At 61.5% G+C, this 25,538-nt stretch carries 26 protein-coding genes; 14 read left to right on the top strand and 12 right to left on the bottom strand.

Annotated elements, in window-relative coordinates:
* Positions 1–46 precede the first annotated feature (46 nt).
* Both WC026_RS04185 and hpt read right to left on the bottom strand, forming a co-directional pair.
* Complete coding sequence (locus WC026_RS04185; protein WP_372709548.1) at positions 47–409, bottom strand: response regulator; 363 nt, start codon at positions 407–409, stop codon at positions 47–49.
* Between the two features lie 36 nt (positions 410–445).
* On the bottom strand, positions 446–988 hold the full coding sequence (gene hpt / locus WC026_RS04180) for a hypoxanthine phosphoribosyltransferase (protein WP_372709547.1): 543 nt from the start codon (positions 986–988) through the stop codon (positions 446–448).
* 172 nt (positions 989–1,160) lie between these two features.
* Here hpt and ftsE point away from each other — a divergent pair, with 172 nt between their 5' ends.
* From ftsE to WC026_RS04160, 4 genes are all read left to right on the top strand, one after another.
* A complete protein-coding gene (ftsE, locus tag WC026_RS04175; protein WP_372709546.1) occupies positions 1,161–1,817 on the top strand; it encodes a cell division ATP-binding protein FtsE in 657 nt (218 codons plus the stop codon).
* Positions 1,801–2,919, top strand: a complete 1,119-nt coding sequence (locus tag WC026_RS04170; RefSeq protein WP_372709545.1) for a cell division protein FtsX — start codon at positions 1,801–1,803, stop codon at positions 2,917–2,919. Before ftsE ends, WC026_RS04170 begins: the two co-directional genes overlap by 17 nt.
* 156 nt (positions 2,920–3,075) lie before the next feature.
* Positions 3,076–3,720, top strand: coding sequence for a YdcF family protein (locus WC026_RS04165; RefSeq protein WP_372709544.1), 645 nt, complete (start codon positions 3,076–3,078; stop codon positions 3,718–3,720).
* Positions 3,713–4,513 carry a lysophospholipid acyltransferase family protein gene (locus tag WC026_RS04160; RefSeq protein WP_372709543.1) on the top strand — a complete coding sequence of 267 codons (801 nt, stop codon included), beginning with the start codon at positions 3,713–3,715 and terminating at the stop codon, positions 4,511–4,513. Before WC026_RS04165 ends, WC026_RS04160 begins: the two co-directional genes overlap by 8 nt.
* A gap of 15 nt (positions 4,514–4,528) precedes the next feature.
* Here WC026_RS04160 and WC026_RS04155 read toward each other — a convergent pair whose 3' ends face one another.
* A complete protein-coding gene (locus WC026_RS04155; protein ID WP_372709542.1) occupies positions 4,529–4,849 on the bottom strand; it encodes a multidrug efflux SMR transporter in 321 nt (106 codons plus the stop codon).
* Positions 4,850–5,138: 289 nt separating this feature from the next.
* Here WC026_RS04155 and WC026_RS04150 point away from each other — a divergent pair, with 289 nt between their 5' ends.
* The 3 genes from WC026_RS04150 (at position 5,139) to WC026_RS04140 (ending at position 8,855) form a co-directional block, all read left to right on the top strand.
* Complete coding sequence (locus tag WC026_RS04150) at positions 5,139–5,330, top strand: hypothetical protein (protein WP_372709541.1); 192 nt, start codon at positions 5,139–5,141, stop codon at positions 5,328–5,330.
* A 368-nt stretch (positions 5,331–5,698) separates the two neighbouring features.
* Positions 5,699–8,134: an adenosylcobalamin-dependent ribonucleoside-diphosphate reductase gene (locus tag WC026_RS04145; protein WP_372709540.1), complete on the top strand. Its 2,436-nt coding sequence runs from the start codon at positions 5,699–5,701 to the stop codon at positions 8,132–8,134.
* Positions 8,135–8,429: 295 nt separating this feature from the next.
* Positions 8,430–8,855, top strand: coding sequence for a hypothetical protein (locus WC026_RS04140; RefSeq protein ID WP_372709539.1), 426 nt, complete (start codon positions 8,430–8,432; stop codon positions 8,853–8,855).
* An 11-nt stretch (positions 8,856–8,866) separates the two neighbouring features.
* Here the strand turns inward: WC026_RS04140 and WC026_RS04135 are convergent, their stop codons facing one another.
* Both WC026_RS04135 and hisC read right to left on the bottom strand, forming a co-directional pair.
* Positions 8,867–9,829 (bottom strand): prephenate/arogenate dehydrogenase family protein, encoded by a 963-nt coding sequence (locus tag WC026_RS04135; protein ID WP_372709602.1) that lies wholly within the window; start codon positions 9,827–9,829, stop codon positions 8,867–8,869.
* Complete coding sequence (gene hisC, locus WC026_RS04130) at positions 9,829–10,932, bottom strand: histidinol-phosphate transaminase (RefSeq protein ID WP_372709538.1); 1,104 nt, start codon at positions 10,930–10,932, stop codon at positions 9,829–9,831. Before hisC ends, WC026_RS04135 begins: the two co-directional genes overlap by 1 nt.
* 146 nt (positions 10,933–11,078) lie before the next feature.
* On the opposite strand from hisC, the gene WC026_RS04125 reads away from it, so the two are divergent.
* Entirely contained in the window at positions 11,079–12,281 is a 1,203-nt protein-coding gene (locus tag WC026_RS04125) for a homoserine O-acetyltransferase (protein ID WP_372709537.1), read from the top strand.
* Positions 12,278–12,931, top strand: coding sequence for a methionine biosynthesis protein MetW (gene metW, locus WC026_RS04120; protein ID WP_372709536.1), 654 nt, complete (start codon positions 12,278–12,280; stop codon positions 12,929–12,931). Before WC026_RS04125 ends, metW begins: the two co-directional genes overlap by 4 nt.
* Here metW and WC026_RS04115 read toward each other — a convergent pair.
* Positions 12,928–13,665 carry a methyltransferase domain-containing protein gene (locus WC026_RS04115; protein ID WP_372709535.1) on the bottom strand — a complete coding sequence of 246 codons (738 nt, stop codon included), beginning with the start codon at positions 13,663–13,665 and terminating at the stop codon, positions 12,928–12,930. The genes metW and WC026_RS04115 overlap by 4 nt on opposite strands.
* A 153-nt stretch (positions 13,666–13,818) precedes the next feature.
* Here WC026_RS04115 and gloB point away from each other — a divergent pair, with 153 nt between their 5' ends.
* The 3 genes from gloB (at position 13,819) to WC026_RS04100 (ending at position 17,211) form a co-directional block, all read left to right on the top strand.
* Positions 13,819–14,589 carry a hydroxyacylglutathione hydrolase gene (gloB, locus tag WC026_RS04110; protein WP_372709534.1) on the top strand — a complete coding sequence of 257 codons (771 nt, stop codon included), beginning with the start codon at positions 13,819–13,821 and terminating at the stop codon, positions 14,587–14,589.
* A gap of 21 nt (positions 14,590–14,610) precedes the next feature.
* A complete protein-coding gene (locus tag WC026_RS04105; protein ID WP_372709533.1) occupies positions 14,611–15,045 on the top strand; it encodes a cupin domain-containing protein in 435 nt (144 codons plus the stop codon).
* 210 nt (positions 15,046–15,255) lie between these two features.
* Complete coding sequence (locus WC026_RS04100) at positions 15,256–17,211, top strand: NYN domain-containing protein (RefSeq protein WP_372709532.1); 1,956 nt, start codon at positions 15,256–15,258, stop codon at positions 17,209–17,211.
* A 109-nt stretch (positions 17,212–17,320) separates the two neighbouring features.
* Here WC026_RS04100 and phbB read toward each other — a convergent pair whose 3' ends face one another.
* Entirely contained in the window at positions 17,321–18,046 is a 726-nt protein-coding gene (gene phbB / locus WC026_RS04095; RefSeq protein WP_372709531.1) for an acetoacetyl-CoA reductase, read from the bottom strand.
* A gap of 88 nt (positions 18,047–18,134) precedes the next feature.
* Positions 18,135–19,325 carry an acetyl-CoA C-acetyltransferase gene (locus WC026_RS04090; protein ID WP_372709530.1) on the bottom strand — a complete coding sequence of 397 codons (1,191 nt, stop codon included), beginning with the start codon at positions 19,323–19,325 and terminating at the stop codon, positions 18,135–18,137.
* 271 nt (positions 19,326–19,596) lie between these two features.
* Between WC026_RS04090 and phaR the strand changes: the two genes are divergently transcribed.
* A complete protein-coding gene (gene phaR / locus WC026_RS04085) occupies positions 19,597–20,253 on the top strand; it encodes a polyhydroxyalkanoate synthesis repressor PhaR (RefSeq protein ID WP_372709529.1) in 657 nt (218 codons plus the stop codon).
* Positions 20,254–20,285: 32 nt separating this feature from the next.
* Here the strand turns inward: phaR and WC026_RS04080 are convergent, their stop codons facing one another.
* From WC026_RS04080 to mtgA, 4 genes are all read right to left on the bottom strand, one after another.
* Positions 20,286–22,043 carry an EAL domain-containing protein gene (locus tag WC026_RS04080; RefSeq protein ID WP_372709528.1) on the bottom strand — a complete coding sequence of 586 codons (1,758 nt, stop codon included), beginning with the start codon at positions 22,041–22,043 and terminating at the stop codon, positions 20,286–20,288.
* A gap of 180 nt (positions 22,044–22,223) precedes the next feature.
* On the bottom strand, positions 22,224–22,628 hold the full coding sequence (locus tag WC026_RS04075; protein ID WP_372709527.1) for a hypothetical protein: 405 nt from the start codon (positions 22,626–22,628) through the stop codon (positions 22,224–22,226).
* Between the two features lie 148 nt (positions 22,629–22,776).
* Entirely contained in the window at positions 22,777–22,962 is a 186-nt protein-coding gene (gene rpmF / locus WC026_RS04070; RefSeq protein ID WP_181336244.1) for a 50S ribosomal protein L32, read from the bottom strand.
* A 204-nt stretch (positions 22,963–23,166) separates the two neighbouring features.
* Positions 23,167–24,507 (bottom strand): monofunctional biosynthetic peptidoglycan transglycosylase, encoded by a 1,341-nt coding sequence (gene mtgA, locus WC026_RS04065; protein WP_372709526.1) that lies wholly within the window; start codon positions 24,505–24,507, stop codon positions 23,167–23,169.
* Positions 24,508–24,609: 102 nt separating this feature from the next.
* Here mtgA and WC026_RS04060 point away from each other — a divergent pair, with 102 nt between their 5' ends.
* Positions 24,610–25,515 (top strand): polyprenyl synthetase family protein, encoded by a 906-nt coding sequence (locus WC026_RS04060; RefSeq protein ID WP_372709525.1) that lies wholly within the window; start codon positions 24,610–24,612, stop codon positions 25,513–25,515.
* The last annotated feature ends 23 nt before the right edge of the window (positions 25,516–25,538 follow it).

Below are 25,538 nucleotides of genomic sequence, written 5' to 3'. Positions count from 1 at the left end.
TCGTGCTTCTTAGCGGAAAACCGGTTCCCACTTTTCCGGAGGCGCTCTAGGCGAGCACCGCCCTGACAACCTGCTTGATCTGATCGAGCGTGAACGGCTTAGCGATCGACAGTAGACGGCGTGCGCGCAGCCCAGCGGCGCGTTCGAGCTGATCGGAAAATCCGGACATCAGAACCACCGCGAGGTCGCTCTTTGTCTTCAAGGCCTTTTCCGCGAGCGAGATGCCATCGAGCTGAGGCATGTCAACGTCGGTCACGAGCAGATCGATCGGACTTTCGTTGGCGTTGAAAAAATCAAGGGCTTCCAAACCGTCCTGGGTGACGTGCACGGTATGCCCCTCGGCGCTCAAGGCGCGCCGGACGAGATCGCGCACGGCGGCGTCATCATCCGCAAGCAGAATCGTCGCCATCTCACCACACCCCTTACGCGCGACCCAATGGTCGCATCAATCAGCGAGCCGTCCGACGAACGGCAGCTCTCTGTAGCGATGCCCGACGTCCATTCCGTAACCGACGACAAACACGTCGGGACAGGTGAACGCGCAATAATCCGGCTCAATCGAAACAGCGCGCGCCGCCCGCTTATCGAGCAGCACGCAGGTTTCGATCTTCGCCGCGCCCCGCGCCGAAATCAGATCTTTTGCGAAAGCCAGGGTGCGGCCTGAATCGAGGACGTCATCGATCAGGATCACGTGACGCTGCTGCACATCGAGATCGAGGTCGCGAAGGATGGAGACTTGGCCGGACGACGAACGGCTCTTCCGGTAGCTCGACAATGTCAGGAAATCGACTTCCGGAGCAAGCCCTGCAGCATGCATCGCCCGCAGCAGATCGGCCGCGAAGACGAAGCTGCCCTTGAGTATCGGGACAACAAGCAGATTTTCAGGCCGCTTTAAGGCAATTTCCTCCGCCAGCACTTGCAGCCGGGCGAGGATTTCCTCAGCGGAATAAATCGTTTCGATGGAATGTTCGGTCCCGGTATTCGACATGCTTAGATCCTGCATAATCTCGCGGCGCACTCAGCCTCGACGGCTCGCTCAGCTTCCTGTGTACACGACTGCGCCACAATCGTAATCGATTGATCGATCCGGCTTTGACGTGTCTATACGCGTCTAGGCTTCAAAGACGTGACGCAATCCTTTCCTGCCAAGGTTAAACCCCGTGATTCGCTTGACGAACGTCGGATTGAAATACGACAGCGGTCCGGATGTTTTGACCGATGTCACGTTTCATTTGCGCCCTGGCTCGTTCCACTTCCTGCATGGCGAATCGGGAGCCGGTAAGACGTCGCTTCTGCGTCTGATGTTCATGTCGCTGCACCCTAGTCGCGGCGAAATTCGCATGTTCAATGAAGACATAACCGCTGTAAAGCCGCAGAAACGCGCCCAGATGCGCCGGCGCATCGGCATCGTCTTCCAGGACTTCCGGCTACTCGATCATCTGACCGTCTGGGAAAACGTCGCGTTGCCGCTACAGGTGGTTGGCAAAAGGCCCGCCGATTACCGCGAGGACGTGACCGACCTTTTACAGTGGGTGGGTCTCGGGGACCGGATGTATGCTAACCCTTCGGTGCTGTCGGGTGGGGAAAAGCAGCGCGCCGCCATCGCCAGGGCGGTTATCGGCAAGCCGGAAGTGCTGCTTGCGGACGAACCGACCGGTAACGTCGATCCCCAGATGGCACGGCGACTGCTGCGCTTGTTCGTTGAATTGAACAGGCTCGGCACCTCCGTCGTCATTGCGACGCACGATCATCAACTCATGCGGCAGTTCAAGGCGCCGCGCATTGAGGTGCACAGGGGCCATGTCCGGATCATCTAGCCGCTTTCCCGGACGCGCTGAGCCCGCCATGCCGATGCCGGGCAGCTACGATCCCTATGACGAACCGACGACGATGGTGCCGTCGACGGAGCCGCCGCCTTTTGCGCACCAAGGCTCCGCCGGTGCTCACGTCCCTCCGGCGCACGAGCCGGCGAGCGACCTTTACGTTCCGGCACGCGGCAGCGATCGCGGACGCAAGATGAAGGTCATGGCGCCCGTCGTTCCGCCCGGCTCGGTCACCGGCCGCTCGCTGACGCTCGTCATCGCGATCATGTGCTTTCTCGCCTGCCTCACGGCCGGCGCCGTCTGGATGATCAAGGAATCGTCGGATGCGTGGCTGAATGACATCTCGAGCGAGGTGACCGTGCAGGTCACACCACAAGAGAGTGGCGATACGGACAAGGCGGTCGCTGACGTGGTGAGCTATCTCGAGAAGCAGCGCGGGATCGCCAACGTCCGCGCTCTCGCCCTATCCGAATCGGCCGATCTCCTGCAGCCCTGGCTCGGCTCAGGCGATGTGCTCAAATCGCTTCCCGTCCCGCGCCTCATCGCGGTTGAGGTGGACCGCACGCAGCCGCCGGACCTCGCCGGAGTCGGACAGGCGCTCGGCCGCGATTTCAAAGGCGTGTCCCTCGACGATCATCGCCGGTGGCAGCAGCAAATCCGCGCCGTGACCCGCTCTCTCGCGTTGGGCGGGCTCGCCATTCTGGCGCTCGTCGCTGCCGCGACCACCGCGATCATCGTGTCGGCGACGCGCAGCGCCATGGCGTCAAACCGCGAGATCGTCGAAGTGCTGCACTTCGTCGGGGCAACTGACAAATTCATTTCCCGAGAATTCGAAAAGCATTTTCTGCGCCTTGGCATAAAGGCGGGAATCGTCGGCGCGACCTCGGCGATGGTTGTCTTTATGTTCATGCCCTGGTTGACCGAGCTGCTCGGCGGCGGACCAGTCGGCGCCGTCGAAATGCAACGCCTTGTCGGCACCGGGTCGCTGGACGCGCTCGGCTACCTCATCCTCGGTCTTGTTGTTATTATTATTGCAGGCCTTTGCACGGGGACCTCGCGGGTCGGCGTTCACCGTATCCTGAATGGCAAGCACTGATATCTTTCGCGGCGTATGACCGGAGGACTTGCGGCAACCGGCGAAATGCGAAATGAGAATGCCAGCTTGCCGGGGCATCCCAGCCGATTTGACGGCTGAATTCCGGTTAGGCCGTAGACAACGCAGTTTTCGCCTCATCCGCAATCGCGATCCGCAATGAAGAGCCTATCGAAAATCTTCGTTCTGCTGCTGGCGCTTGGGATCGGAGCGCTGGTTTTCGGCTTCGTGCTTTTCTCGGTTTCCGTGACGCGCGACGACGTCAACGGCTGGGACAAGGCTGACGGCATCGTGGTGCTGACCGGCGGCGATCTTCGGGTCGAAGCGGGCGCCAAGCTGATGAACGAAGGCCGTGCCAAACGGCTGCTGATCTCGGGCGTCAACCGGAAAGTCCGGCGCGAAGAGATGCAACGCCTGCTCGGGCTCGACGCGAAGATTTTCAACTGCTGCGTCGATCTCGGCTACGAGGCGCTCGACACCGTCGGCAACGCGGATGAAACGCGCACGTGGGCCAAAAACAACGGCTACAGCAAGCTGATCATCGTGACGTCGCGCTATCACATGCCGCGCAGCCTCGCCGAACTGGCGCTCGTCATGCCGAAGGTGACACTCATTCCCTATCCGGTGACGCCGAGGCATTTCCCCGAGACAGCCTGGTGGCTGCACACGACGACGACCCGCGTTCTCGTCTCGGAATATCTGAAATATTTACCGGCAGTCGCGCGTCTCGTGGCGCAACGCGTTTTGAATTGGCGCGACGACAGCTCCGTTGCAGCGGCAGGATCGAAACGCTCCGATGGCTGACGACATCGCAAAGCCGCGCCCGGGGGCTCTCGTCATCGTTCGCTCGCTGATCTATTTCGCGGTGTTCTACGTCGTGACGGCCCTCTACCTCGTACTCGGCTCCTGGCTGCTTGTCGGGCCGCGGCGGTGGGCGATGAAGGGACTCGAATTGCATGGGCGAACCTGCGTCTGGCTGCTCCGCCTGATCTGCGGCACGAAGCTCCAAGTGCGGGGGCAGAAATATCTCCCAAAAAGCGGCTGCCTCGTCATCGCCAAGCACCAATCAGCGTGGGACACGTTCGGGCTTATTTCGCTCTTTCGCGATCCCGCGATCGTGCTGAAAGACGAGCTCAAGTGGATCCCCTTCTACGGCTGGTTCTGCGTCAAGTTCGAGCACATCCTGGTCAAACGCGGGAAGGCCTCGGCGGCCTTGAAGGCGCTGATCCGCGACGCCCGGCAGCGCGTCGGGATCCGGCGCGAGGTCGTGATTTTTCCGGAAGGAACGCGGACCGTGCCGGGCGCGCCTCCCGACTATAAGCCGGGTTACATCGCGCTTTACGAAGCACTCAACGTCGTCACCGTTCCAATGGCTTTGAACTCGGGCCTGTTCTGGCCGCGGCGAAGCCTGTGGCGCTATCCCGGAACGATCGTCGTCGAGTTCCTGCCGTCCCTGCCGCCCGGATTGCCGCGCGCCGAATTCCGTACCCGCATCGAGACGGCGATCGAAGAGGCGAGCCGGCGGCTCATCAAGGAAGCGGCGATGGCTCCGTCACCACCGCCCCTGGCGCGCGAGGCTGCGCGCTCGTCGGCTTGACACTGCCCGCGGGCGTCAGTCGGAACTCGATACTTTCATTAAGACGATGCCGCCGACGATGAGCACGGCTGCGAGAAAGCGCATTGCTGTCGCCTCCTCGCCCAGAATCGCCACACCGATGATGAATGCACCGACGGAGCCGATGCCGGTCCAGACGACGTATGCGCTGTTCAGCGGCAGCGTCTTCATCGATAGCGATAAGAGCGCAATGCTGGCGAACATCGTGACCGCAGTGATGACCGTCGGCCAAAGCAAGGTGAAGCCATCGGACTTCTTCATGTAGAACGCCCAGACGGTTTCGAGCAGTCCCGCGGAAATGAGTAATACCCAAGCCATGACCGGCCTCCTTTTGAGAGCCGGGTCGTCCCGGTCGCTGATGTGAGGATGGGGAGGTCGTCTTCCCTTACTTTTGATAGCCTGCTTCGACGGCCGTTTCAAAGCTCCGGAGCCGCTTCGGGCGTCATTTCAAGCTTTGGCGCTTTCCAGAGTGTTTAGGCGGGCTCGCGTTTGCAATTGAGACACGAACCCGGATGCGGCCCGTGTCTCAGTTTGCAAATAATTGGCGTTGATAAAATCTCTGCCCGTGGAACGCCATGCTATGCTTAGTGAAAAGCAGGAGCAGGCTATGCCCACCTACACGACGGCCGTCATCCCGAGCCCCAACGAAGACTTCCCGTTCATCGCCGTGGTCACGGATGAATCTGGAACAGTCGTCAGCGAGATACCCGTCCGAACTCAGGCCGATGGCGAGGCCATGCTCGTTGAAGCTCTCAAGGAGCTTCGCGACCACGACTTGGAGGACGGAAAGAGTACCTAAAGGCCCTCGCGGCTGGAAACGCCCCCCGACGTCATCGGCCGCGCCATCCAGATCGCCCGTGTTGTGAGCGTTAAGAGGGGCAAGTACCACCGGGATTACCGATTCAAGTCATTCAGAGAAGATATCAAATCCCTTCGAGACTTTAACGAGCATGTGATCGAATATTTCGACCAACGGATTGCTGCCGACTTGGCTGGAACGAATTGGCTGCAGTGACTCACCGTCTGATCACCGAACTACCGGCGATGTACGCGTCAAAAATTCAAACTTAAACACGGCCCGGACCAGAAAATCGCTTGACGGAATTGTTCATGGAACATATCATGAACATGAGTTGAAAATAGACGCTCCTGATCCCAGTCATCCCCATGAGCGCGATTTTTTCAGGTCTGCCCGCAATTTCCGACGCCATCTGGCGGCGCAAGTATCGCTTTGGCGGATCGCCGAGCGTCGCGGCCGATCAGACGCTCGAGGACACGTTCCGGCGTGTGGCTGCGGCGGCGGCAAGCGCTGAAAAGGGCGGCAAACGCCAGCAGCAGAAATGGGCAGGCTCATTCTACGAGGCGATGGCCGACTTCGGCTTTCAGCCAGCTGGGCGCATTTTAGCCGGAGCGGGCACGGACCGTAACGTCACGCTGTTCAACTGCTTCGTGCTGGGCGAAATCGGAGACGATCTTTCGAGCATTTTCGAGAGCGTCAAAGAAGCGGCGCTGACGATGCAAGCCGGCGGCGGCATCGGGCACGATTTCTCGACGCTCAGGCCGAGCGGCGCACCGGTCAAGAGCATCGGCGCGGACGCCTCGGGGCCCGTCAGCTTCATGGACGTTTGGGACGCCATGTGCCGGACGATCATGTCGGCCGGGCAACGGCGCGGCGCGATGATGGCGACGCTCCGCTGCGATCACCCGGACATCGAAGCGTTCGTCGCGGCAAAAGCGGACTCGCAGCGCCTGCGGAATTTCAACCTGTCGGTACTCGTTACCGATGCCTTCATGGATGCCGTGCGGCGGGACGCTGCGTGGGATCTCGTCTTCGCAGGCAAGGTCTACAAGACAATTCCCGCGCGGGCGTTGTGGGACCAGATCATGCGCGCGACATTCGATTATGCCGAACCGGGCGTGATCTTCATCGATCGCGTCAACGCCGCCAACAATCTTCAGTACTGCGAGACGATTTCGGCGACCAACCCATGCGGAGAGCAGCCGCTGCCGCCTTATGGCGCGTGTCTTCTCGGCTCGATCAATCTGGCGCGTCTCGTCGAAGAGCCGTTTACCGGGACGGCGCGCATCGATATCGCGAAACTCGAAGCGCGCGTTGCGACAGCCATTCGCTTGCTCGATAACGTCATCGACATTTCGCGCTATCCCCTGCCGCAGCAAGCGCAGGAAGCGCGTGCGAAGCGGCGTATCGGCCTCGGCGTCACCGGGCTCGCGGACGCACTCATTTTCCTTGGCTTGCCTTATGGCAGCGTGGCGGCGCGCGAACAGGCGGCGCGGTGGATGGCGATCATTCAGAACGCCGCTTATCGGGCGAGTGCGGCGCTTGCCGCAGAGAAGGGGCCATTTCCCCTTTACGACCGGGATGCATTTCTGGCGCGGCCGAACGTTGCGCGCCTCGATCAGGACGTGCGCGAGGCGATCGCGGCGAACGGGCTGCGCAACGGCTGCCTCACGTCGATCGCGCCGACGGGCACGATCTCGCTGCTCGCCGGTAACGTGTCGAGCGGCGTCGAGCCGGTGTTCGACTTCGTTTTCCGGCGGCGCGTGCTGGGCGACAGCGGTGGAGCGGGCGAAGAGACGGTCGAGGATTTCGCGCACCGCACGTTCCGAGACGCCTTCGGAGACGACGTGGCGCTCCCGGAGGCTTTCGTGACGGCTGAGACGCTGGCACCGCCGGAGCACATCGCGATGCAGGCGGCGCTGCAGCCTTATGTCGACAGCGCGATTTCGAAAACGATCAACTGCCCGGAAGACATCAGCTTCGAAAGTTTCCGCGACATCTATCTCGAGGCTTACGACTCGGGCCTCAAAGGCTGCACGACGTATCGTCCGAATGCGGTAACGGGGGCGGTTCTGTCGCGCGAAGCTCCGGCGGGCGGGGCCGTCAACGAGGCGGGGAGCAAGGTCGAGGCGTTCGCGATCAACAAGCCGTCTGCAACCGGCACGCCGCTTGAAGATCCGTCGACGCCCGGCGTCGTCTACATGACGAAACCGCTCGAGCGCGACGCGGCGCTCGAAGGTGTCACCTATAAGATCAAATGGCCGGCAAGTGCGCACGCGCTCTATGTCACGATCAACGACATCGTGCGCGACGGGCGCAGGCGTCCGTTCGAGGTCTTCATCAATACGAAGAACCTCGAGCACTATGCCTGGACGGTTGCCTTGACGCGGATGATCAGCGCCGTGTTCCGACGCGGCGGCGACGTCGCATTTGTTGCCGAAGAATTAAAGGCCGTTTTCGATCCGGAAGGCGGGCGCTGGATGAGCGGGCGTTACGTTCCGAGCCTGCTGGCGGCCATCGGCGACGTCATCGAGGAGCACATGCTGCGCATCGGCTTTTTGAACCGCGACGAGCTGGACCGCGCCGATGATGATGACGCTGCTCAGCGGCGCCCGGTCGCCATCGCGCGGGGCTCGGCACAGGGCGGCGGCGGGCGATCCGCTGAGCCGTCGCGGGAAGACGACCGCCTGCATTCCGCACCGATCCCCGGAGCGCGGGTTTGTCCCAAGTGCGGGGAGCGCGCCTTGCGGCGCGTCGAAGGCTGCTGGACGTGTGCGATCTGCGCCTATTCCCATTGCGGATGATTTCGTCTGTTAACGGACTGCCGTGACCATGACGGCGTGGCCGGTCCGCTGCCGCCGGTTCGCCGCAATATCCCGTCCGTTAGCAAATGTTGATATTTGCAGGCTCGCGTCCGGCCAATGCTCAGGTGGAGTGTGCGTAATCCGCGTGGTTCTCAACACTTCATTGACCAAGCGTGCTTGGGCAAGGCCGTCCCGTCAAATTTTCGATCCAAAGTTCACGATTCCTCACATCCCAGCGGGGTATGACAGGCGCAAGGAAATCTACGGCGAGGTTCGCCGATCAGGGGTGTGCGTTATGAGTGCCGAGATCATCTGGCTTGCCGACGTCCGTACGCGTCGCACCAGCAAAGAAGCCAGCCAGACGTTCGAGGACGCGGCGCCGACAGTTTCGGATAATCCGCCCCGGTTTCATTTCTGGACCGGCGCATCGGGCAAGCGCTACGTGCACACCGTCTACAGCCTTTTCGACTGCCCGGCGATCGAGGACGCCAACTACATTCTCGTTCGCCGCACAAACAAGTCGGCCCGCACCGTGCTTGCCATCGGCCGCCTGCGCAATCAGAACGCATCGTTGAACCTGGCGGAAATTCGTCAGCATGCGTCGGCTCTTGGCGCCGATGAAGTGCACGTCCATCTGCTCGCGGCTTCGGAGCAGGAAGCGCTCGCCGTGGAAGAAGATCTCATCACGGCGCAATTTTCGGCCGGACCGCGCTCGGCGTAAGTCGAGCCACGTTAACGCTGCGGACCTTTCGCGTCGCCCTTGGCGCGACGGCCGAAATCGGGCTGCGGCGTATCCTGGTTAGCGTGGATCACGCCGCGCCGGATCGCGCGAGCGTCGGTGAACAACTTTTCCAGCGTCGCGCCGTCTCCGAAACGAATGGCGCGCTGAAGCGCCGTCAAATCCTCCGAGAAGCGGCCGAGCATTTCGAGCACCGCTTCCTTATTGTTCAAGAATACGTCGCGCCACATGACGGGATCGGACGCCGCGATACGCGTGAAATCGCGGAAGCCGCCTGCGGAAAACTTGATGACTTCCTTGTCCGTCACCCGCTCGAGATGCGCGGCCGTGTTGACGATGTTGTAGGCGATGAGATGGGGAACGTGGCTCGTGATCGCGAGCACCATGTCGTGATGATCCGGCGACATGACTTCGACCTCGGAACCGAGCCGCTGCCAGAACTCCTGAAGCTTTGCGAGCGCGTTCTTATCAGTGTCCTCGGTGGGCGTCAGAATGCACCAGCGCCCGTCAAAGAGCTCAGCGAACCCAGCGTCCGGTCCCGACTGCTCGGTGCCAGCAACCGGATGCCCGGCGATGAAGTGGACGCCTTCCGGCATATGAGGCGCGATATCGCGCACGGCGGCGGCCTTGACCGAGCCAACGTCCGAGACGATCGCGCCTTTCTCCAGCTGCGGGCCGATGGCCTTCGCGATGGCCTCGTAGGTTCCGACGGGCGAGCACAGGATGACGAGATCGGCGCCGCGCACGGCATCGGCCGGATCGGCGTACATCTTCGCAACGAGGCCAAGCTCTTCGGCGCGCTCGCGTGTTGCGGGTGTCGGGGACGAGCCGACGATTTCACCGGCCAATCCGGCACGGCGGGCGGCGTGACTGATCGACGAGCCGATCAAGCCGACGCCGATCAACGCCAGGCGCTTGAACATCGGCCCGCGCGCGCCGGTCACAGCATTTTCCATCACGCCGCGCCCTTCAGAAACTGCGCCAGCGCCGCGATGGCGCGCTTGTTGTCGTCCTCCGAGCCGATAGTCATGCGCAGCGCATTGGGGAAGCCGTAAGCGCCGACCCTGCGGACGATGACGCCTTGAGATTTCAAGTATTCGTCCGCCGCCGACGCGGTTTTTTTGCCATCGTCCTTGAAATGGAACAACACGAAATTGGCGACGCTCGGCGTCACGTCGAAGCCGAGTTTTGTCAGCTCCGCGACGACCCACGGCAGCCACTCGTCGTTGTGACGCAGCGCGCGTTCCATATGCTCGACATCGTCGATGGCGGCTGCACCACTGGCGATAGCGGGCGCCGACAGATTGAACGGTCCGCGAATGCGATTGAGCACGTCGGCGACGTTCGCCGGGCAATAGGCCCAGCCGATGCGCAACGCTGCAAGTCCGTGGATTTTCGAGAACGTCCGCGTCATCACGGTGTTCGTCGTGGTCGCGACAAGCTCGAGGCCCGCTTCGTAGTCGTTGCGGCTGACGTACTCGGCATAGGCGGCGTCGAGCACGAGCAGGATGTCGGCGCGCAGCCCGGCACGCAGGCGGCGGACTTCGTCGATCGGGATGTAGGTGCCGGTCGGATTGTTCGGGTTGGCGACGAACACGACGCGCGTTTTTGGCGTGACGCGTTCAAGGATCGCATCGACGTCGGTCTTGAGGCCGCGTTCGGGCGCGACGACCGGCGTTGCGCCGTTCGTCAGAATGGCGATGCGATAAACGAGGAAGCCATGCTCGGTGTAGATGGCTTCGTCGCCCGGACCGAGGTAGCCGCGCGCGAGCAGACCCAGAAGCTCGTCGGAGCCCGAGCCGCAGACGATCCGTGCGGCATCGAGGCCGTAGCGGCGTGCCAAGGCATTACGCAACAGCGTCGCCTGACCGTCGGGGTATCGTTCAAGCTCGGAGGCGGCGGCCTTGAAGGCCGCGATGGCGTGCGGGCTTGGGCCGAGAGGCGTCTCGTTCGACGACAGCTTCGCCGGCTTGATGTTGCCGAGTGCCTTGCTCTCGCCGGGGACATAGGCCTCAATGCTCAGGATACCTGGGCGTGCAATGGGCGCCGTCGTTACCATATTCTTCTCAAGCTATTTGAAGGATTTGCCGTTAGCGGGCGCATTGATAGGGTCTTCACCAGTTGAAATCAAAGTTTAAAGTTGACTTTCATTGCAGCAGGCCTAGCAAGCCGCCAAACCCTTAATTCCGGATTTCGGCCGACTCGATGACCGTCGCCCCGTCTGACATTATTGCCTCCGTCGCACGGCGACAGTCAGAGATTGACGCACCGTCGAGCCAGGTCGTGCATTTCGACGTCGGCACGCCGCTGCATCTCGCCTGCCAGCAGGACCTCGCACCATTTTCGGTCGCATATCAGACCTATGGGACCCTCAATTCGGCGAAATCCAACGCTATTCTCATTTGCCATGCGCTGACCGCGGATCAGTACGTCGCAACCCAGCATCCGATCACCGGCAAGCCGGGGTGGTGGAACATCATGATCGGACCCGGGAAACCGATCGACACGGAGCGATTTTTCGTCATCTGCTCGAACGTGCTCGGCGGCTGCATGGGATCGACCGGCCCGGCATCAATCAATCCGAAGACAGGCACGCCTTATGGCCTCGATTTCCCGGTGATCACCGTCGGAGACATGGTGGAAGCGCAGGCACGCCTGATCGACTATCTCGGCATCGACCAGCTTTTCGCGGTCGTTGGCGGATCGATGGGCGGCATGCAGGTGGTCGAATGGGCGTCGCGGTTCAAGGATCGCGTTTTCGCGGCGGTGCCGATCGCGACGACGGCGTGGCACTCCTCGCAGAACATCGCATTTCATGAAGTCGGGCGGCAGGCCGTGATGGCCGATCCCAACTGGGCGGGCGGCAACTACTATGCGAGCGACAACGTGCCGAGGAACGGGCTCGCGGTGGCGCGCATGGCCGCGCATATCACATACCTTTCGGAAGAAGCGCTGCATCGGAAGTTTGGCCGCAGCCTGCAGGACAGGTCGGAAAAAACCTTCTCGTTCAACGCGGATTTCCAGGTCGAAAGCTACTTGCGCCATCAGGGGTCGTCGTTCGTCGACCGCTTCGATGCGAACAGCTATCTCTACATCACGCGCGCGATGGATTACTTCGACCTGCGCGAGGGACGCGGCAGCGTGCTGGCCGACGCATTTCGCGGGACGCAGACACGCTTCTGCGTCGTTTCGTTCACATCGGACTGGCTCTATCCGACGCGCGAAAGCCGGCGCATCGTGCAGGCGTTGAATGCGGTTGCGGCCAACGTGTCGTTCGTCGAAATCGAGAGCGATAAAGGCCACGACGCTTTCCTTCTCGACGAGCCGACGTTTCACGCGACGGTTCGCGGTTTTCTCAATGCGGCGGCGCTGAAACGCGGCCTCGAAGCGGTGGGGAATGGGGCATGAACGCACCGGACCGTTCGGTTGCCAAGGCCAAAACTCCGCGCGTCGACCATGTCCTGATCGCCGAGATGGTCGAAGCCGGAGCGCGCGTTCTCGACGTCGGCTGTGGCGACGGCGAACTCCTGCAGCTTCTGGCTGAGCGGCGGGGCGTCGACGGACGTGGAGTCGAATTGCAGCGCGACAAGGTCAACCAAGCCGTTGCGCGCGGGCTGTCGGTCATTCAGGGTGACGCCGATCGCGACCTCGACAATTATCCCGACCAGGCTTTCGACTATGCCATTCTGTCGCTCACCATCCAGGCGACGCGGCAACCCAAAACCGTGCTTGAAAATCTCCTGCGCATCGGGCGGCGCGCGATCGTGTCGTTTCCGAACTTCGGGCATTGGCGCGTGCGGACAGGGCTTTTGATCGGTGGCCGGATGCCGGTGACGGCCAACCTGCCGGACCTCTGGTATCTGACGCCGAACGCGCACCTGTGCACGATCCGCGATTTCGCCGACCTTTGCGAACGGGTCGACGCCACGGTCGAGCGGGCCGTCGCTTTCAACGATTATGATCGGCAGCTGCCGATCAAATGGTCGTTGTCGATGCAGAACCTGTTCGGCGAGAAAGCCGTGTTCCTGCTGCACGGTCCGAAGCGCGCGACACTCTAGTGGCGGCGTAAGCCGACCGGCCTCGTTGTATTGACCGGCTTCAATACTGGCTGCGCGGTAACTCGCTTCGCGCTGCCACTGATGGGCGACATGACCTCCTTGTGCGCTTCGACGATAATGACGCCCGCGACGCCTATCGACATGCTCGAGCCGACGCGCTCGAGCGTCGGCGCCATGCGCAGCATCAGACGATTGTTGAGCGGCGGAAAATAGAGCGCTTCGCCCCATTGGTCGGGCGCGAACAGCGCGTCGGTCAATTGCGTCTCAAGCTGCCCGCGACTGAAGGGAAGGCCATATCCGAACGGCGTCGCGTCGACACGCGACCACAGCCCACGACGATTGGGGACTACGATGAGCATGCGGCCAGAGGGCTTCAGGACGCGCCACATCTCGCGCAGTAGCGGTCCGGCGCGCTCGGCCTGCTCAAGGCAATGGATCGCCAGCAAACGGTCGATCGAATTGTCGGGCAACGGCCACTGCGCCTCGCCGACGAGCACGGAATGACATTGACTTGAATGCGGCCAGACGAGCGCGCCCTGGCGTTCCGGCATCAGACAGGCGAGGCGCGCGGCCTCTGTCCGGAAGGCGCCCAAAAACGGCGACGCGAAGCCCGCGCCCGCAACGCTCAAGCCCTCGAGGTTCTTCCAGCGCTGCCGGATGACAAGCGACAGCTGGCGGCGCGCGAGCCTGCCAAGGGACGTCCGGTAGAAATCTCTCAGGTTTGTTGCATCCATCGGCATGCGTCTTAACGGCCGCGCTTATCCAATGTTGCCGACGCCGGACCGAACGGTCCAGCCCCATCGGGCTTCGGAAGGCATACTTTGGGAGAACGGCTTCGTCGTCCCGTTTTGTTTGACATGGGCTTTGAGCCCTACCAGACTCTCTGCATGACAACCTTCCAAATCGTTCTTTTACCTTGTCTCGCGGATAACTATTGCGTTCTCCTGCACGATCCCGGCTCCGGTGAGACTGCAGCGATCGATGCGCCGCAGGCCGCGACGATCAGGGCGGCGCTCGACGCGCGCAACTGGCGTCTCAATCACCTATTCATCACACATCATCATACCGATCACACGGCGGGTATCGCGGAACTCAAAGGCCATTATGGCGCAAGCGTCACGGGACCGGAAGCCGAGGCGGACCGCATTCCCGGGCTGACGCGCGGCGTTACGGAGGGGACGCGCCTCGAATTTGCCGGTCATCCCATTCAAGTCCTCGAAACGCCCGGCCACACGCTCGGCCACGTGACCTTCTGTTTGCCTGACGATGGCCTGGTCTTCACCGGCGACACGCTGTTCTCCCTCGGATGCGGCCGGATCTTCGAAGGCGACCCGCAGATGATGTGGAATTCCGTCTCCAAGATCGCCGCGCTTCCGGGGGATACGCGCATCTATTGCGGCCACGAGTATACGCTCGGAAACGCCCGCTTCGCGATGAACGTCGAGCCGGAGAACGAGGCGCTCAAGGCGCGTGTCGCGGAGGTGGACGCGCGGCGCGCTGCCGGAGACGCGACGATCCCGACAACCATCGATCTGGAAAAGGCGACGAACCCGTTCCTCCGCCCCCAATCGCGCATGATCCGCGCGCGGCTCGGCCTCGAGGGCGCGCCGGATTGGGAAGTCTTTGCGCTGCTGCGACAGCTCAAGAACAAAGCGTAAAATCCTAAGCGAGAAATCCGGATGCAGCGCAATCTATCCGCCGATGACGTCATCAAGCTTTTGGAATTGTCGCCGCATCCGGAAGGCGGCCATTTTCGAGAGACGTACCGCGACGTCAGCGAGGCGAACGGACGCTCCGCCTCGACGGCGATTTATTTTCTGCTGAAAGCGGGTGAGCAATCGCACTGGCACGCCGTCGACGCGGCCGAGGCCTGGCACTATTACGCGGGGGCGCCGCTGATGCTCGAAATCGCACCCGGCGGAGGGCCGCTCACGGCGGTTCGGCTCGGTTCTGATCTCGCCGCCGGGGAACGTCCGCAGGCCGTGGTGGCAAAGGATTTCTGGCAGCGCGCGCGCAGTCTCGGCGATTGGACGCTGGTTGGCTGCACGGTCGCGCCGGGATTCGATTTTTCTGGCTTTAGACTGGCGGGGCCGGATTTCTCACCGCTCGATTGAGCGGCGAAGCTGCAACAGATCAAAGCCTTTCGATGACTGTCCACACGTCATCCCCAGAGTCGTTCGACAAGCGCGTGGCGTATCCGCAGTCCATCCACGGCTTATTTGTCTCTTTGGATAGCGGGTTAGCTGGCGCTTCTTGCTGGCGGCTCGAGACTCGTCAACAGTGAAGTCCGAATCACGTTCGGATTCACACGGGGGTTGTAGTCCATGAAACGCGAGTCCTCAGGACCCGTCCTAACTACGGTGTTTGTCGATTACGACAACGTCTATCTTTCTTTGAAGCGCAAAAACGAAGATGCCGCGAAGCGCTTCGCGAAAGACAGCAGCATCTGGCTGCAGGGCATCGCGTCGGGTGAACTCATTACATCCAAGACGGTCCTGGGCGTCCCTGCCGAACGGCGCATCGTCATGAACCGATGCTATGGAAACTCGCAGCCGCGCCGGAACGCACATGATAACTCGACGGACATGTGCTCGTTTCCGTTCATCCGGCATCACTTCCAGCGCTCAGGGTTTGAAGTCATCGACTGCCCGCCGCTAACGCAGCAGCTGAAGAACTCGGCCGACATTCGCATCGTCATGGATGTCAGCGATATCCTCAATCATCCGACATTCTTCGACGAGTTCGTCATTCTGTCGGGCGATGCCGACTTTACTCCGGTGCTGCACCGGCTGAGGGCGCATGCGCGCCGCACCGTCGTTTATGCCAACGATCACACGGCTCTGCCTTACACCGCGATCAGCGACGGCGAGATCAAGGAATCCGATCTTCTGGCGCTGCTGACGAGCGGCCGCGCGATCGCAGGCGAAAGCCCGCGCGAAATCACAGCCACGGTTCCGGTGATCGACGTCGAAGCCGCGCGCAAGTCGATCCTGGCGGAAGTCGTGGATTTCGTGCGCAGCGCGCCGCAAGCGGTGCCGCTCGAGACGCTCGCCGACCGTTCGGTGCGCGTCATCGGACGCGACAAGACCGTCGGGACGAACTGGGGCGGATACGGCACATTCCGCGATCTGTTGCTCGCCGATCTTCCCGACGACATCCATCTCAGCGACACGCCGCCCTACACCGTGTTCGATGCGAACCGGCACATTTCGGCTGCCGGACTGATTGCCCCGCAGCTTGCGGCGCCGACGCCCGAGCTCCGTAGTCGCGAGATTTCGGCCGAGATTTCCGCTTCGGAGGCAAAAGCGATCGCGCGCCCCGCGATGCCGAGCATCCCGAAGGTCGCGCAGCAACAGATGTCGCTTCAGCAGCCGATGCAGACCACCTTCCAGCAGCCTGTGCCGCAGCAGCGGTATGCGGCGCCAGCACCTTCGGCGCCCGTGCCGCCCGCCCCGCCACTGCCGGCGGCTCGCGGTCCTGAAATTTCTCCGGTGCCCACACCGCAGATGTCGCGTCAGCCGCTCGGCCAGCAACGGCCATCGATGCCGCCGCCGGGACAGGGGTCAGGCTATCAGCCGGAGCGCGCCCGCGAAGCGCAGCGGCCTTCGGCTTCGCAGACACCTCCGCCTCCGATGTCAGGCGCGCCACGCAGCGGCGAACAGGCGACGCAGATCCAGCAATCGATCGCACGCATCCACGAGGCTTGCCAGGCTCCGGCTCTGGCGCCGGCAGAATATCGCGTGCTGTTCGACGTCATGGCGCAGGAAATCACGGCAAACGGACTTCAGGGCGCTCAGACGCTGGTAAACATCACGCAACGGGCACGCGAGTTCGGTCTCGACGTCAAGCGCGACGACCTGCGCTTCATCTACGACGTCGTCAGCGAGAGCGATCCGTGGTTCGAGCAAGGCACGAGCGCGACGCTGTTTGCGAGTCGGTTTCGCAATTTCGTCGTGGCCCGCTGCCGTAGCCAGGGCTTGAGCCTTTCGGCCGATGAGCTCGATCTCGTCGAGGCGTGGTTCTCCGCACCGCAGCCGCCAGCGGCGACGCGCGCATTGCCGTATGGCGGGCGCGCTCCCGCACCCCCCGCCCCGTCCGCTCCGATTTCCAAACCGCACGCCCCGGCACCGAACGCCGGCGAACAATGGTGGAGCCTCGAAGAAGGCCGTCAGCATATCGTCGAGCAGCGCGACGCGGAGCAGAAGGAGCTTAACCCTTACGCTCAGAACCAGAGCGAAGAAGAATTTCCGCGCATCGTCCGGTCGCGCTTCCGGGGTTGAAGGAGCGCTTCGCTCAATTCGCCTTAGAGAATGCAGATATAAAAATGGCCGCCTCAAAGGGCGGCCATTTCAATTTGATGCTTAGAGCTTAATGCTTGCGCGGGGGCGATCAGGCGAAGTACTGGCCGCCGTTGGCCGACAGTGTCGAACCGGTGATGAATCCGGCTTCGTCGGACGCGAGGAACACGACGGCGCGCGCGATCTCGTTCGGCTCGCCGAGACGACCAACCGGAATTTGCGGCAAGATCGCCTTGTCGAGAACGTCCTGCGGGATCGCCTTGACCATCTCGGTTGCGATGTAGCCCGGGCAAATCACGTTGACGGTGATGCCGGCACGCGCGCCTTCCTGAGCCAGCGCCTTCGTGAAGCCAATGTCGCCCGCCTTCGACGCGGAATAGTTGACTTGGCCCATCTGGCCCTTCTGGCCGTTGATGGAGGAAATGTTGACGACGCGGCCGAACTTGCGCGAGCGCATGCCTTCCCAAACCTGGCGCGTGACGTTGAACAGTCCGTTCAGGTTGGTGCCGATGACTTCGTCCCACTGCTGCTTGGTCATCTTGTGGAACATCGTATCGCGCGTGATGCCGGCGTTATTGACGAGCACCTCGATCGGGCCGAGATCCTTTTCAATCTGCTTGACCGCCTTCTCCGTCGTCTCGTAGTTGCCGACGTCGAATTTGTAGACAGGAATGCCGGTCTCGACCTGAAAAGCCTGAGCCGCCGCATCGTTTCCTGCATAGCTTGCCGCGACCCGATAGCCGCTATTTTTCAAGGCAATTGAAATCGCGTGTCCAATGCCGCGCGTGCCTCCGGTAACGAGGGCTACCCGTGCCATACTTTTTCTCCCTGGATTTTTTTATCGGAAAACGTGGATGAGGTGACGCGGCCGGATCATTGCGATCCGGCCGCGAATGAGACGTGTATCAGTCGCGGGCGACGCACAGGGCGACGCCCATGCCGCCGCCGATGCAAAGCGTGGCTAGGCCCTTCTTCGCATCGCGGCGCTGCATTTCGAACAAAAGCGTGTTGAGGATACGCGCGCCGGAAGCGCCGATCGGATGGCCGATGGCAATCGCGCCGCCGTTGACGTTGACCTTGTCCGTATCCCAGCCGAGGCCTTTGTTGACCGCAAGCGCTTGCGCCGCGAACGCTTCGTTGGCCTCGATGAGATCGAGATCGGCGATCGTCCATCCGGCTTTTTCAAGCGCTTTCTTCGACGCCGAGATCGGTCCGGTGCCCATGATCGACGGATCGACGCCGGTCGTCGCCCACGACACGATGCGAGCGAGCGGCTTGATCCCGCGCTTCTTGGCTTCCTCGGCGGTCATCAAAACGACGACAGCTGCACCGTCGTTGATGCCCGATGCGTTCGCCGCCGTGACCGTGCCTTCCTTCGGATCGAAAGCCGGACGAAGCTTTGCGATGCTATCGATCGTCACGCCGTCCTTGATGTATTCGTCCTGATCGACGACCGTCTCGCCCTTCTTGGTCTTGATCGTGACCGGGACGATTTCGTCCTTGAACTTGCCGGCCTTGCGCGCGGCTTCGGCTTTGTTCTGCGAGGCGACGGCGAACTTGTCCTGATCCTCGCGCGTGATCTGCCACTGGCGTGCGACGTTCTCAGCCGTCACGCCCATGTGGTAGTTGTTGAAGGCGTCCCAGAGGCCGTCTTTCACCATCGTGTCGACGAGCTTGAAGTCGCCCATCTTGGTGCCATCACGCATGTGTCCGGCGTGCGCCGACTGGCTCATGCTTTCCTGACCGCCGGCGACGACGATCTTGGCGTCTCCGGTCTTGATCTGCTGCATGCCCAGCGCGACGGCTCTGAGGCCCGAGCCGCAAATCTGATTGATGCTCCACGCGGGAGAATCCACCGGCACCCCAGCGCCGACGGATGCCTGACGCGCCGGGCCTTGGCCCTGAGCCGCCGTCAGAACCTGGCCGAGGATGACCTCGGAAACGTCTCCAGGCTGAACGTTGGCGCGCTTGAGGGCGGCTTTGATCGCGATTTCGCCAAGTTTGGAAGCCGGCAGGGACGCCAGCGCGCCGTTAAACGAGCCGACTGGCGTTCGGGCTGCGCTTGCAATCACAATCGTGGAAGAATCTTCGCTCATTGGCGGCCCCTCCCTGGGCACAGTTCTTTAAATTTATCGAATGTCTCGCGCGACGCCGAAGCGTTCTGGGCATCAGGCATAAGGCGAGGGTACTTTGCAGTGCGTAGATATTTTCAGCAATTGCGACCTCTTGGCTAGACTGCCCAATCGTAGTGTTTCCACCCTGCCCAAAAGAGTGACAGAAACGGCTGGCGGCTGACCCCCTCGGTGTGGTACGCTGCCGCAGTGCAGCAACAGGCGCCCAAACCTTCGAAAAGAGAACGCTAACGCGATGCTGAGCAACCCAGAACCGCAAGCCCAGGCTCCCAAACGCGAAGCCGTCGTCGTCAAGAAATATGCGAACCGGCGTCTTTATAACACCGAGACGAGTACATACGTCACGCTCGAGGATCTCGCAAAGATGGTGCGCGGGGATCGAGACTTCGTCGTTTACGATGCCAAGAATGGCGACGACCTAACCCACGCAGTGCTGACGCAGATCATCGTCGAGCAGGAAAGCCGCGAAGGCGGACAGGCGCTGCTGCCGATCCCGTTTCTCCGCCAGCTCATTCGTTTTTACGATGACAGCATCGCGCGGATGGTGCCGAGCTACCTGCAGTTCAGCCTTGAGCATCTGGCGAAAGAGCAAGTGCGGTTCCGCGAACAGTTCGCCTCGGCGTTTTCCAATCCCGCAGCGGCTTTCGAGTTCTACCAGCAACAGGCGCGGCAGAACATGGCGATGTTCGAGCAGGCGATGTCGATGTGGGCTTCGTTCGGCTCGGCGGCCAGCGGTCAGCGCGGCGACGGTAAAATGCCCGACGCGGCGCAGCAGCAAACGCCGGCACAGGGCGAATCCTCTGCTAGCGGCCGCGACGAGCTCAGCGAGCTCAAATCGCAACTGTCGGCCATGCAGCAGAAGATCGAGAAGCTTTCTCAATCGCGGCCCTGATTTCGAGGGCCGCCGATTGAACGAAAGCGACTTCAGGCTTTCCTCGAAACGTAGTCGGCGGCCTCGATCGGCAGGCCGTAGTAAAAGCCTTGCATGAAGTCGATCCCGGCTTCGGTCAAATGCTTGACCGAGTGCTCGTCGCCGACCCATTCGGCAACGGTTTCCATACCGAACATGCGGGCGAGATCGATCATCGTCTTGATGAAGATCCGGTCGCTCGTGTCGTTCGCGAGATTTTTGACGAAAACGCCGTCGATCTTGACGATATCGACGTTGAGCAACTTCAAATTCTTGAATGACGTATACCCTGCGCCGAAGTCGTCGATCGCAACGCGGCAGCCGAATTCCTTCAACGTGTCGACGAAGTTGATGGTCTGATCGAGATCCTCGATCGCGACCGTTTCGGTGATTTCGACGATCAACCGGCTCAGGATATCTCTGCGGCCATCGCTGAGGCGACGAAGGGCTGCGACCCATTCCTTATCGGAGCACGTCAACCCCGACACGTTGAGCGAGAGCACGAGATCGGGATGCTTTTTCAAAAGCGCGATCGTCAATTCCAGGGTTCGGCGATCGATCAGACGCGACAGTCCGAGCTGCTCGGCGACGGGGACGAATTCGCCCGCCGACACGATATGCCCGTCGGGCTTCTGCATGCGAAGTAGACATTCGTAGATTTCCGCCTTGCCGGACTTGGCGGAAACCATCGGCTGCAAGACGAGGCGCATACGGTTGTCGTCAAGCGCTTCGATGACGTTATTGGCGATCGTCCTGTTGCGCACGCGGACGCTTTCGCCGCCCGCGACCGGCTCATAAAGCACGAAACAATCGATCCGCTGCGAGCGCGCCGCATCGAGTGCACGAAGTGCAAAATTCACGGCGTCCTGTACCGAATTCGCCTGTTCCGGAATAATGACGGCGCCCATCGAGATCGTCGCCGAAAGCTGCCCGCCGGATGTCTTGATCGTGGAATCTCGGACCACCTTCAAGAAGCGCTCGGCGGCGACGCGTAGTGCTTCAGGCCCGCATTTCATCATCACGATGCCGAACTTATTCGACGAGTAGCGGCCGAGGATGTCGCCGCCACGCAGCTTGCCGCGGATGCGGCGCGCGACTTCGGCGATCGCTTCATCGCCGATCGAGATGCCGAACGTATCGTTGATCACCGCCAGATTATTCACCGATGCCATCAAGAACCCGCACGACTGAGGCTCGCGCTCGATCCGGTGCAGAACGGAACTTAATGCCTCGGTCAGGCGGATGCGATTGAGTTGTCCGGTCAGTTCGTCGAAGTCGTTGCGAACGAGCTGGCGCTGTTGCTCAAGGTATTGATCGTGGATGATCCTGATGACGCCGCGCGCGTGTCGCGGATGCCCGTCGGCACCCGGCCACCAGCGGCCATGATCTTCGACGCGGATTGTCTTCCAGCTTCGCGGACCTCCGGGGGTTATCCGGTACTGGACGCGGTAGGGAACGCCACGAACGCGATCGGTCGCAACGCCACGCGAAAACACTTCCAGTCGATCCTTCAGGTTTTCCGGCGCGATGAGAGCGTGGTAGGCGGCTCCCGTCGCAATCCTAGTCAGGTCGGCGACGCCGAGGATGGCGGCCGCGTTACTGCCCCATTCAATGCGCCCCGAACCGAGGTCCCAGGCGTAAGCGGTCTCTTCAATCGACGAAAGTATCCCGACCAGATCGAGGTTGTCGGATTCAGCCAGCGCGTCGCGCTTCTGGTCCGCACCTGGATCAGCCTCAGGTTCGTTCCCTTGGACGATGGTCTGGGAGGTCAATTTACAACCTCAAATCAAGTCTCTCAGCGAACAACACGCAAACGTGGTTCAATATCGTTGCATTCTCGCGACAAAACAGATCTCGAAAGCAGATGACTTAACAATACCTGAAGTATCGCCAGAAAATAGATCAGTCTTGCCACGCGGAGCGGACAGACCTTTCGAAGCCATGCAATGTAATTATTGGTCGGCACCGATGTTGAGGTCACGGCGAGCGACGCGAATACCGATGGTGTAACCGCCAATGACGTCGATCATCGTCGCAATCAAGATCAGGAAAAAGATGGATGTCGCGGCCTGCGGCACGGTGAGAAATTCGACGCCAACCGCGATGAACACGACCATCGAAAGCGCATGATCGATCAGCGTCGACGTCGTCGTGAACGTGGATTTGACGATTTCAACAAAAAGCAAAATCAGCGTGACGAGCAGGATGAAATCGCCCCACGTGAACGCCCAATCGCCACCACTCAAAAGCCGGAGGTGGAAAATTTGTTTTGTCAGGGCTTCCAGTCCCAACGTCAGGACGATGGCGTTGTAGAGGACGAAAGCAAGGACCAAGAGCGGAATGGCTCTAACAGACATAAGTCTCTCCTGACATTTGACGCCCCAACGCGCTCGGCTTTTTGGCATGCTCCCTCTGATTTGCCAAGCAAGAGAGCGTGTTCAAAAATCAACAAGGCCGGCATCAAGGACGCCAGCCTAGTCCAATTTAAGGCAACCGGAGCAGTGCTTATTCGTCGGAGGCCGGCGGCAGGATCTGGCGGCCGCGGTATTTGCCTGACTTGAGGTCGATATGATGCGGACGGCGGCGCTCGCCGCTCTCCTTGTCCTCGACGTAAGCCGGGGCCGTCAGGGCGTCATGAGAACGCCGCTGACCCCGTTTCATCGGGGACGTCTTCTTGCGCGGAACTGCCATTGTCTTGCTCCAATTTACCCCCGCGCCAATGCTGCGGAGCCGCCGGTTACGTGGCGGGGAATGCCGAACGCTATATTGATTGTGGATCAGCCTGGCAACGCCGGACTTGGGCGACGCTCAGAACCCAGGGCGCGGCTTATACGCAAATTAGATGAGAAACGCCAGTCCCCCCATAAAATCCGGCTGGAAGGGCCAGTAATCCGGTCAGTTGCGACGTCTTGGCAGGACGCAACTCGTTTGAACGCTCGCGGCGATCCGCATCCGCATTTGGACGATGCGGGCCAGACGCTGCATGCCCGGACCGGGTTTCGCGGGATTTCGCACCCTCGGATTGGGGAGCGCCACGGCAAGCCGGGACGCCTCTCCGGCGCTCAGGCTGCTTGCCGGCTTATGAAAGCGGGCCTCAGCCGCCGCTTCGATGCCGAAGATGCCCGGCCCCCATTCCGCAATGTTGAGATAGACCTCCATGATGCGCCGTTTGGGCCAGAGCATTTCCATGACGAACGTCAGCGGCAGCTCCACGGCTTTGCGCGTGTAGCTTCTCGACGACCAGAGGAAGAGATTTTTCACGACCTGCATCGAGATCGTGCTGGCGCCGCGCGCCGCTCCACTCCCGACGTCGGTGACCGCGCCCGCGAGGGCTTCGAAATCGACGCCGTAGTGATCGCAGAAGCGACTGTCTTCGCTGGCGATGACGGCGCGAACGACGTTCGGGGAAATCTCCTCAATGGGCACCCAGGTCGTCTCGATGCTTTGGCCGGAAAGCCATTGCTGCAGCATCAGCATCGATCCCGGAGGATTGATGAAACGGTACGCGACCATCAGCACGAGTACAACGGCGAGCCAGCCGACGACGAGCCACACGGCGATGTGGAGCAAGTGGCGAAAGAGAGAGCGATGACCAACGACCTCCGTTGCCGGAGAGCCGGTATTTATTTCGCTGAGGCTTGGCCTGGCGGCAAGGTCGGCCTGAAGCCCGCCAAACTGAGCGTCCTGCCGATGCGCCGGCATTTCGAACCTCGGCGCGCCAGGAATGAGGCTTCCGAGGTTCGGAGGCGTCTCGATGCTGGCCTTCGAAATTGGTGGCGGAGACTCGTAAATGTTTTCGGGCGGTTCCGGCGCCTGTCCCGAGACGGCGGTCAGAGAACGCGCGGCTGCTTCCGCGTCGATTTCAGAGAACACCGCATCGACGGGAAGAGTGTGCTCGTCGCCTTGCACCTCGGCCGACGGCGCGGAACGGTCGTAGGCGACCGCCTCGAACGCGGGGCCAGAACGCTGGAAAATGCGCGCCGGCATCGGAACTGGCGCTAGTATCGGCACTGGCACTGGCAATGGCGGGACAACAGCCTGCGGGGCCGGATCGGCCGGACCTCGAAACGCCAGCGGTGGCAAAGGTCGCGGCGGCGCAAGTTCCAACACCTCGCATCCGCCGTCCACGGCGACACGCGCAGCAGTCTCGCCTGCCGGCGCAATCAGCCTCTCCTCCGCCGACGTTTCGACAGGCGGCGCGGCAGTTCGCTCTGATGTCTCCTGCGACCGATCCATGCTTTGCTTATTCTGATTGCAGTGCGATACCGCGACGGCCGGTAACATTGAACAATGGCCATGTTGAGTGCCGGGGCGGCCATACGAGGAAGGTTGAGGGTAGTGTCACAATTTCTTGCCCAGCTTGGCAATGCCGCAACGGCCGTCGAAGGTTTTCTCGCGGAATGCCTGGCGGAACAACAGGCCAATGGGACGCCCCCTCGCCTCGCCGACGCGCTTCGCCATGCCGTGCTCGCCGGCGGCAAGCGGTTCCGGCCGTTCCTGGTTTTCGAGAGCGCCGGGCTTTTCGGCGTGACGCGTGACGCGGCGCTTCCGGCAGCCGCCGCGCTCGAATGCATCCATTGCTATTCCCTCGTCCACGACGACCTTCCCGCGATGGACAACGACGAACTGCGGCGCGGTCAGCCGACCGTTTGGAAGGCATATGACGAGTGGACTGCGATCCTCGTCGGTGACGCCCTGCAGGCGTTCGCCTTCGAGCTCACGAGCGAGCCCAGACGGCATGACGTCGCCGAGGTTAGGGCAGAGCTCACTCATGCGCTTGCGGTCGCATCCGGAGCTGTCGGCATGGTCGGCGGACAGATGCTCGATCTCGAAGCCGGACGATTGCCGGAGCAGGCCGCCGCGACGATTGCTGGCATCACGCGGCTCCAGGCGATGAAAACCGGACGGCTGATTACGGCGGCTTGCGAGATGGGGGCTATTCTCGGGCGCGCCAAGCCAAGTGACAGGGCAGCACTCAAGACCTATGGCGAGCATCTCGGCTCGGCATTTCAGATCAGCGACGATCTTCTCGATGCGGAAGGCAGCGCGGCCGATGTCGGCAAGGCGACCGGCAAGGACGCAGCGGCGGGCAAGGCGACGCTCATCGGCCTTCTGGGCATTCGGGAAGCGCGGCAACATCTCGATCGCACGATCGACGCTGCTATCGCGGCGCTCAACCCGTTCGGCGCAAAAGCAGAGCCCTTGATCGCTGCCGCGCGCCACATGGGTCGACGTGACAGCTGATCAAGGGCTCAACGCAATCGCAG

Origin of the sequence: Hyphomicrobium sp. (assembly GCF_041674905.1) — a bacterium.
Lineage (GTDB): Bacteria > Pseudomonadota > Alphaproteobacteria > Rhizobiales > Hyphomicrobiaceae > Hyphomicrobium_B.
This window is presented reverse-complemented; position numbering and strand designations above follow the sequence as displayed.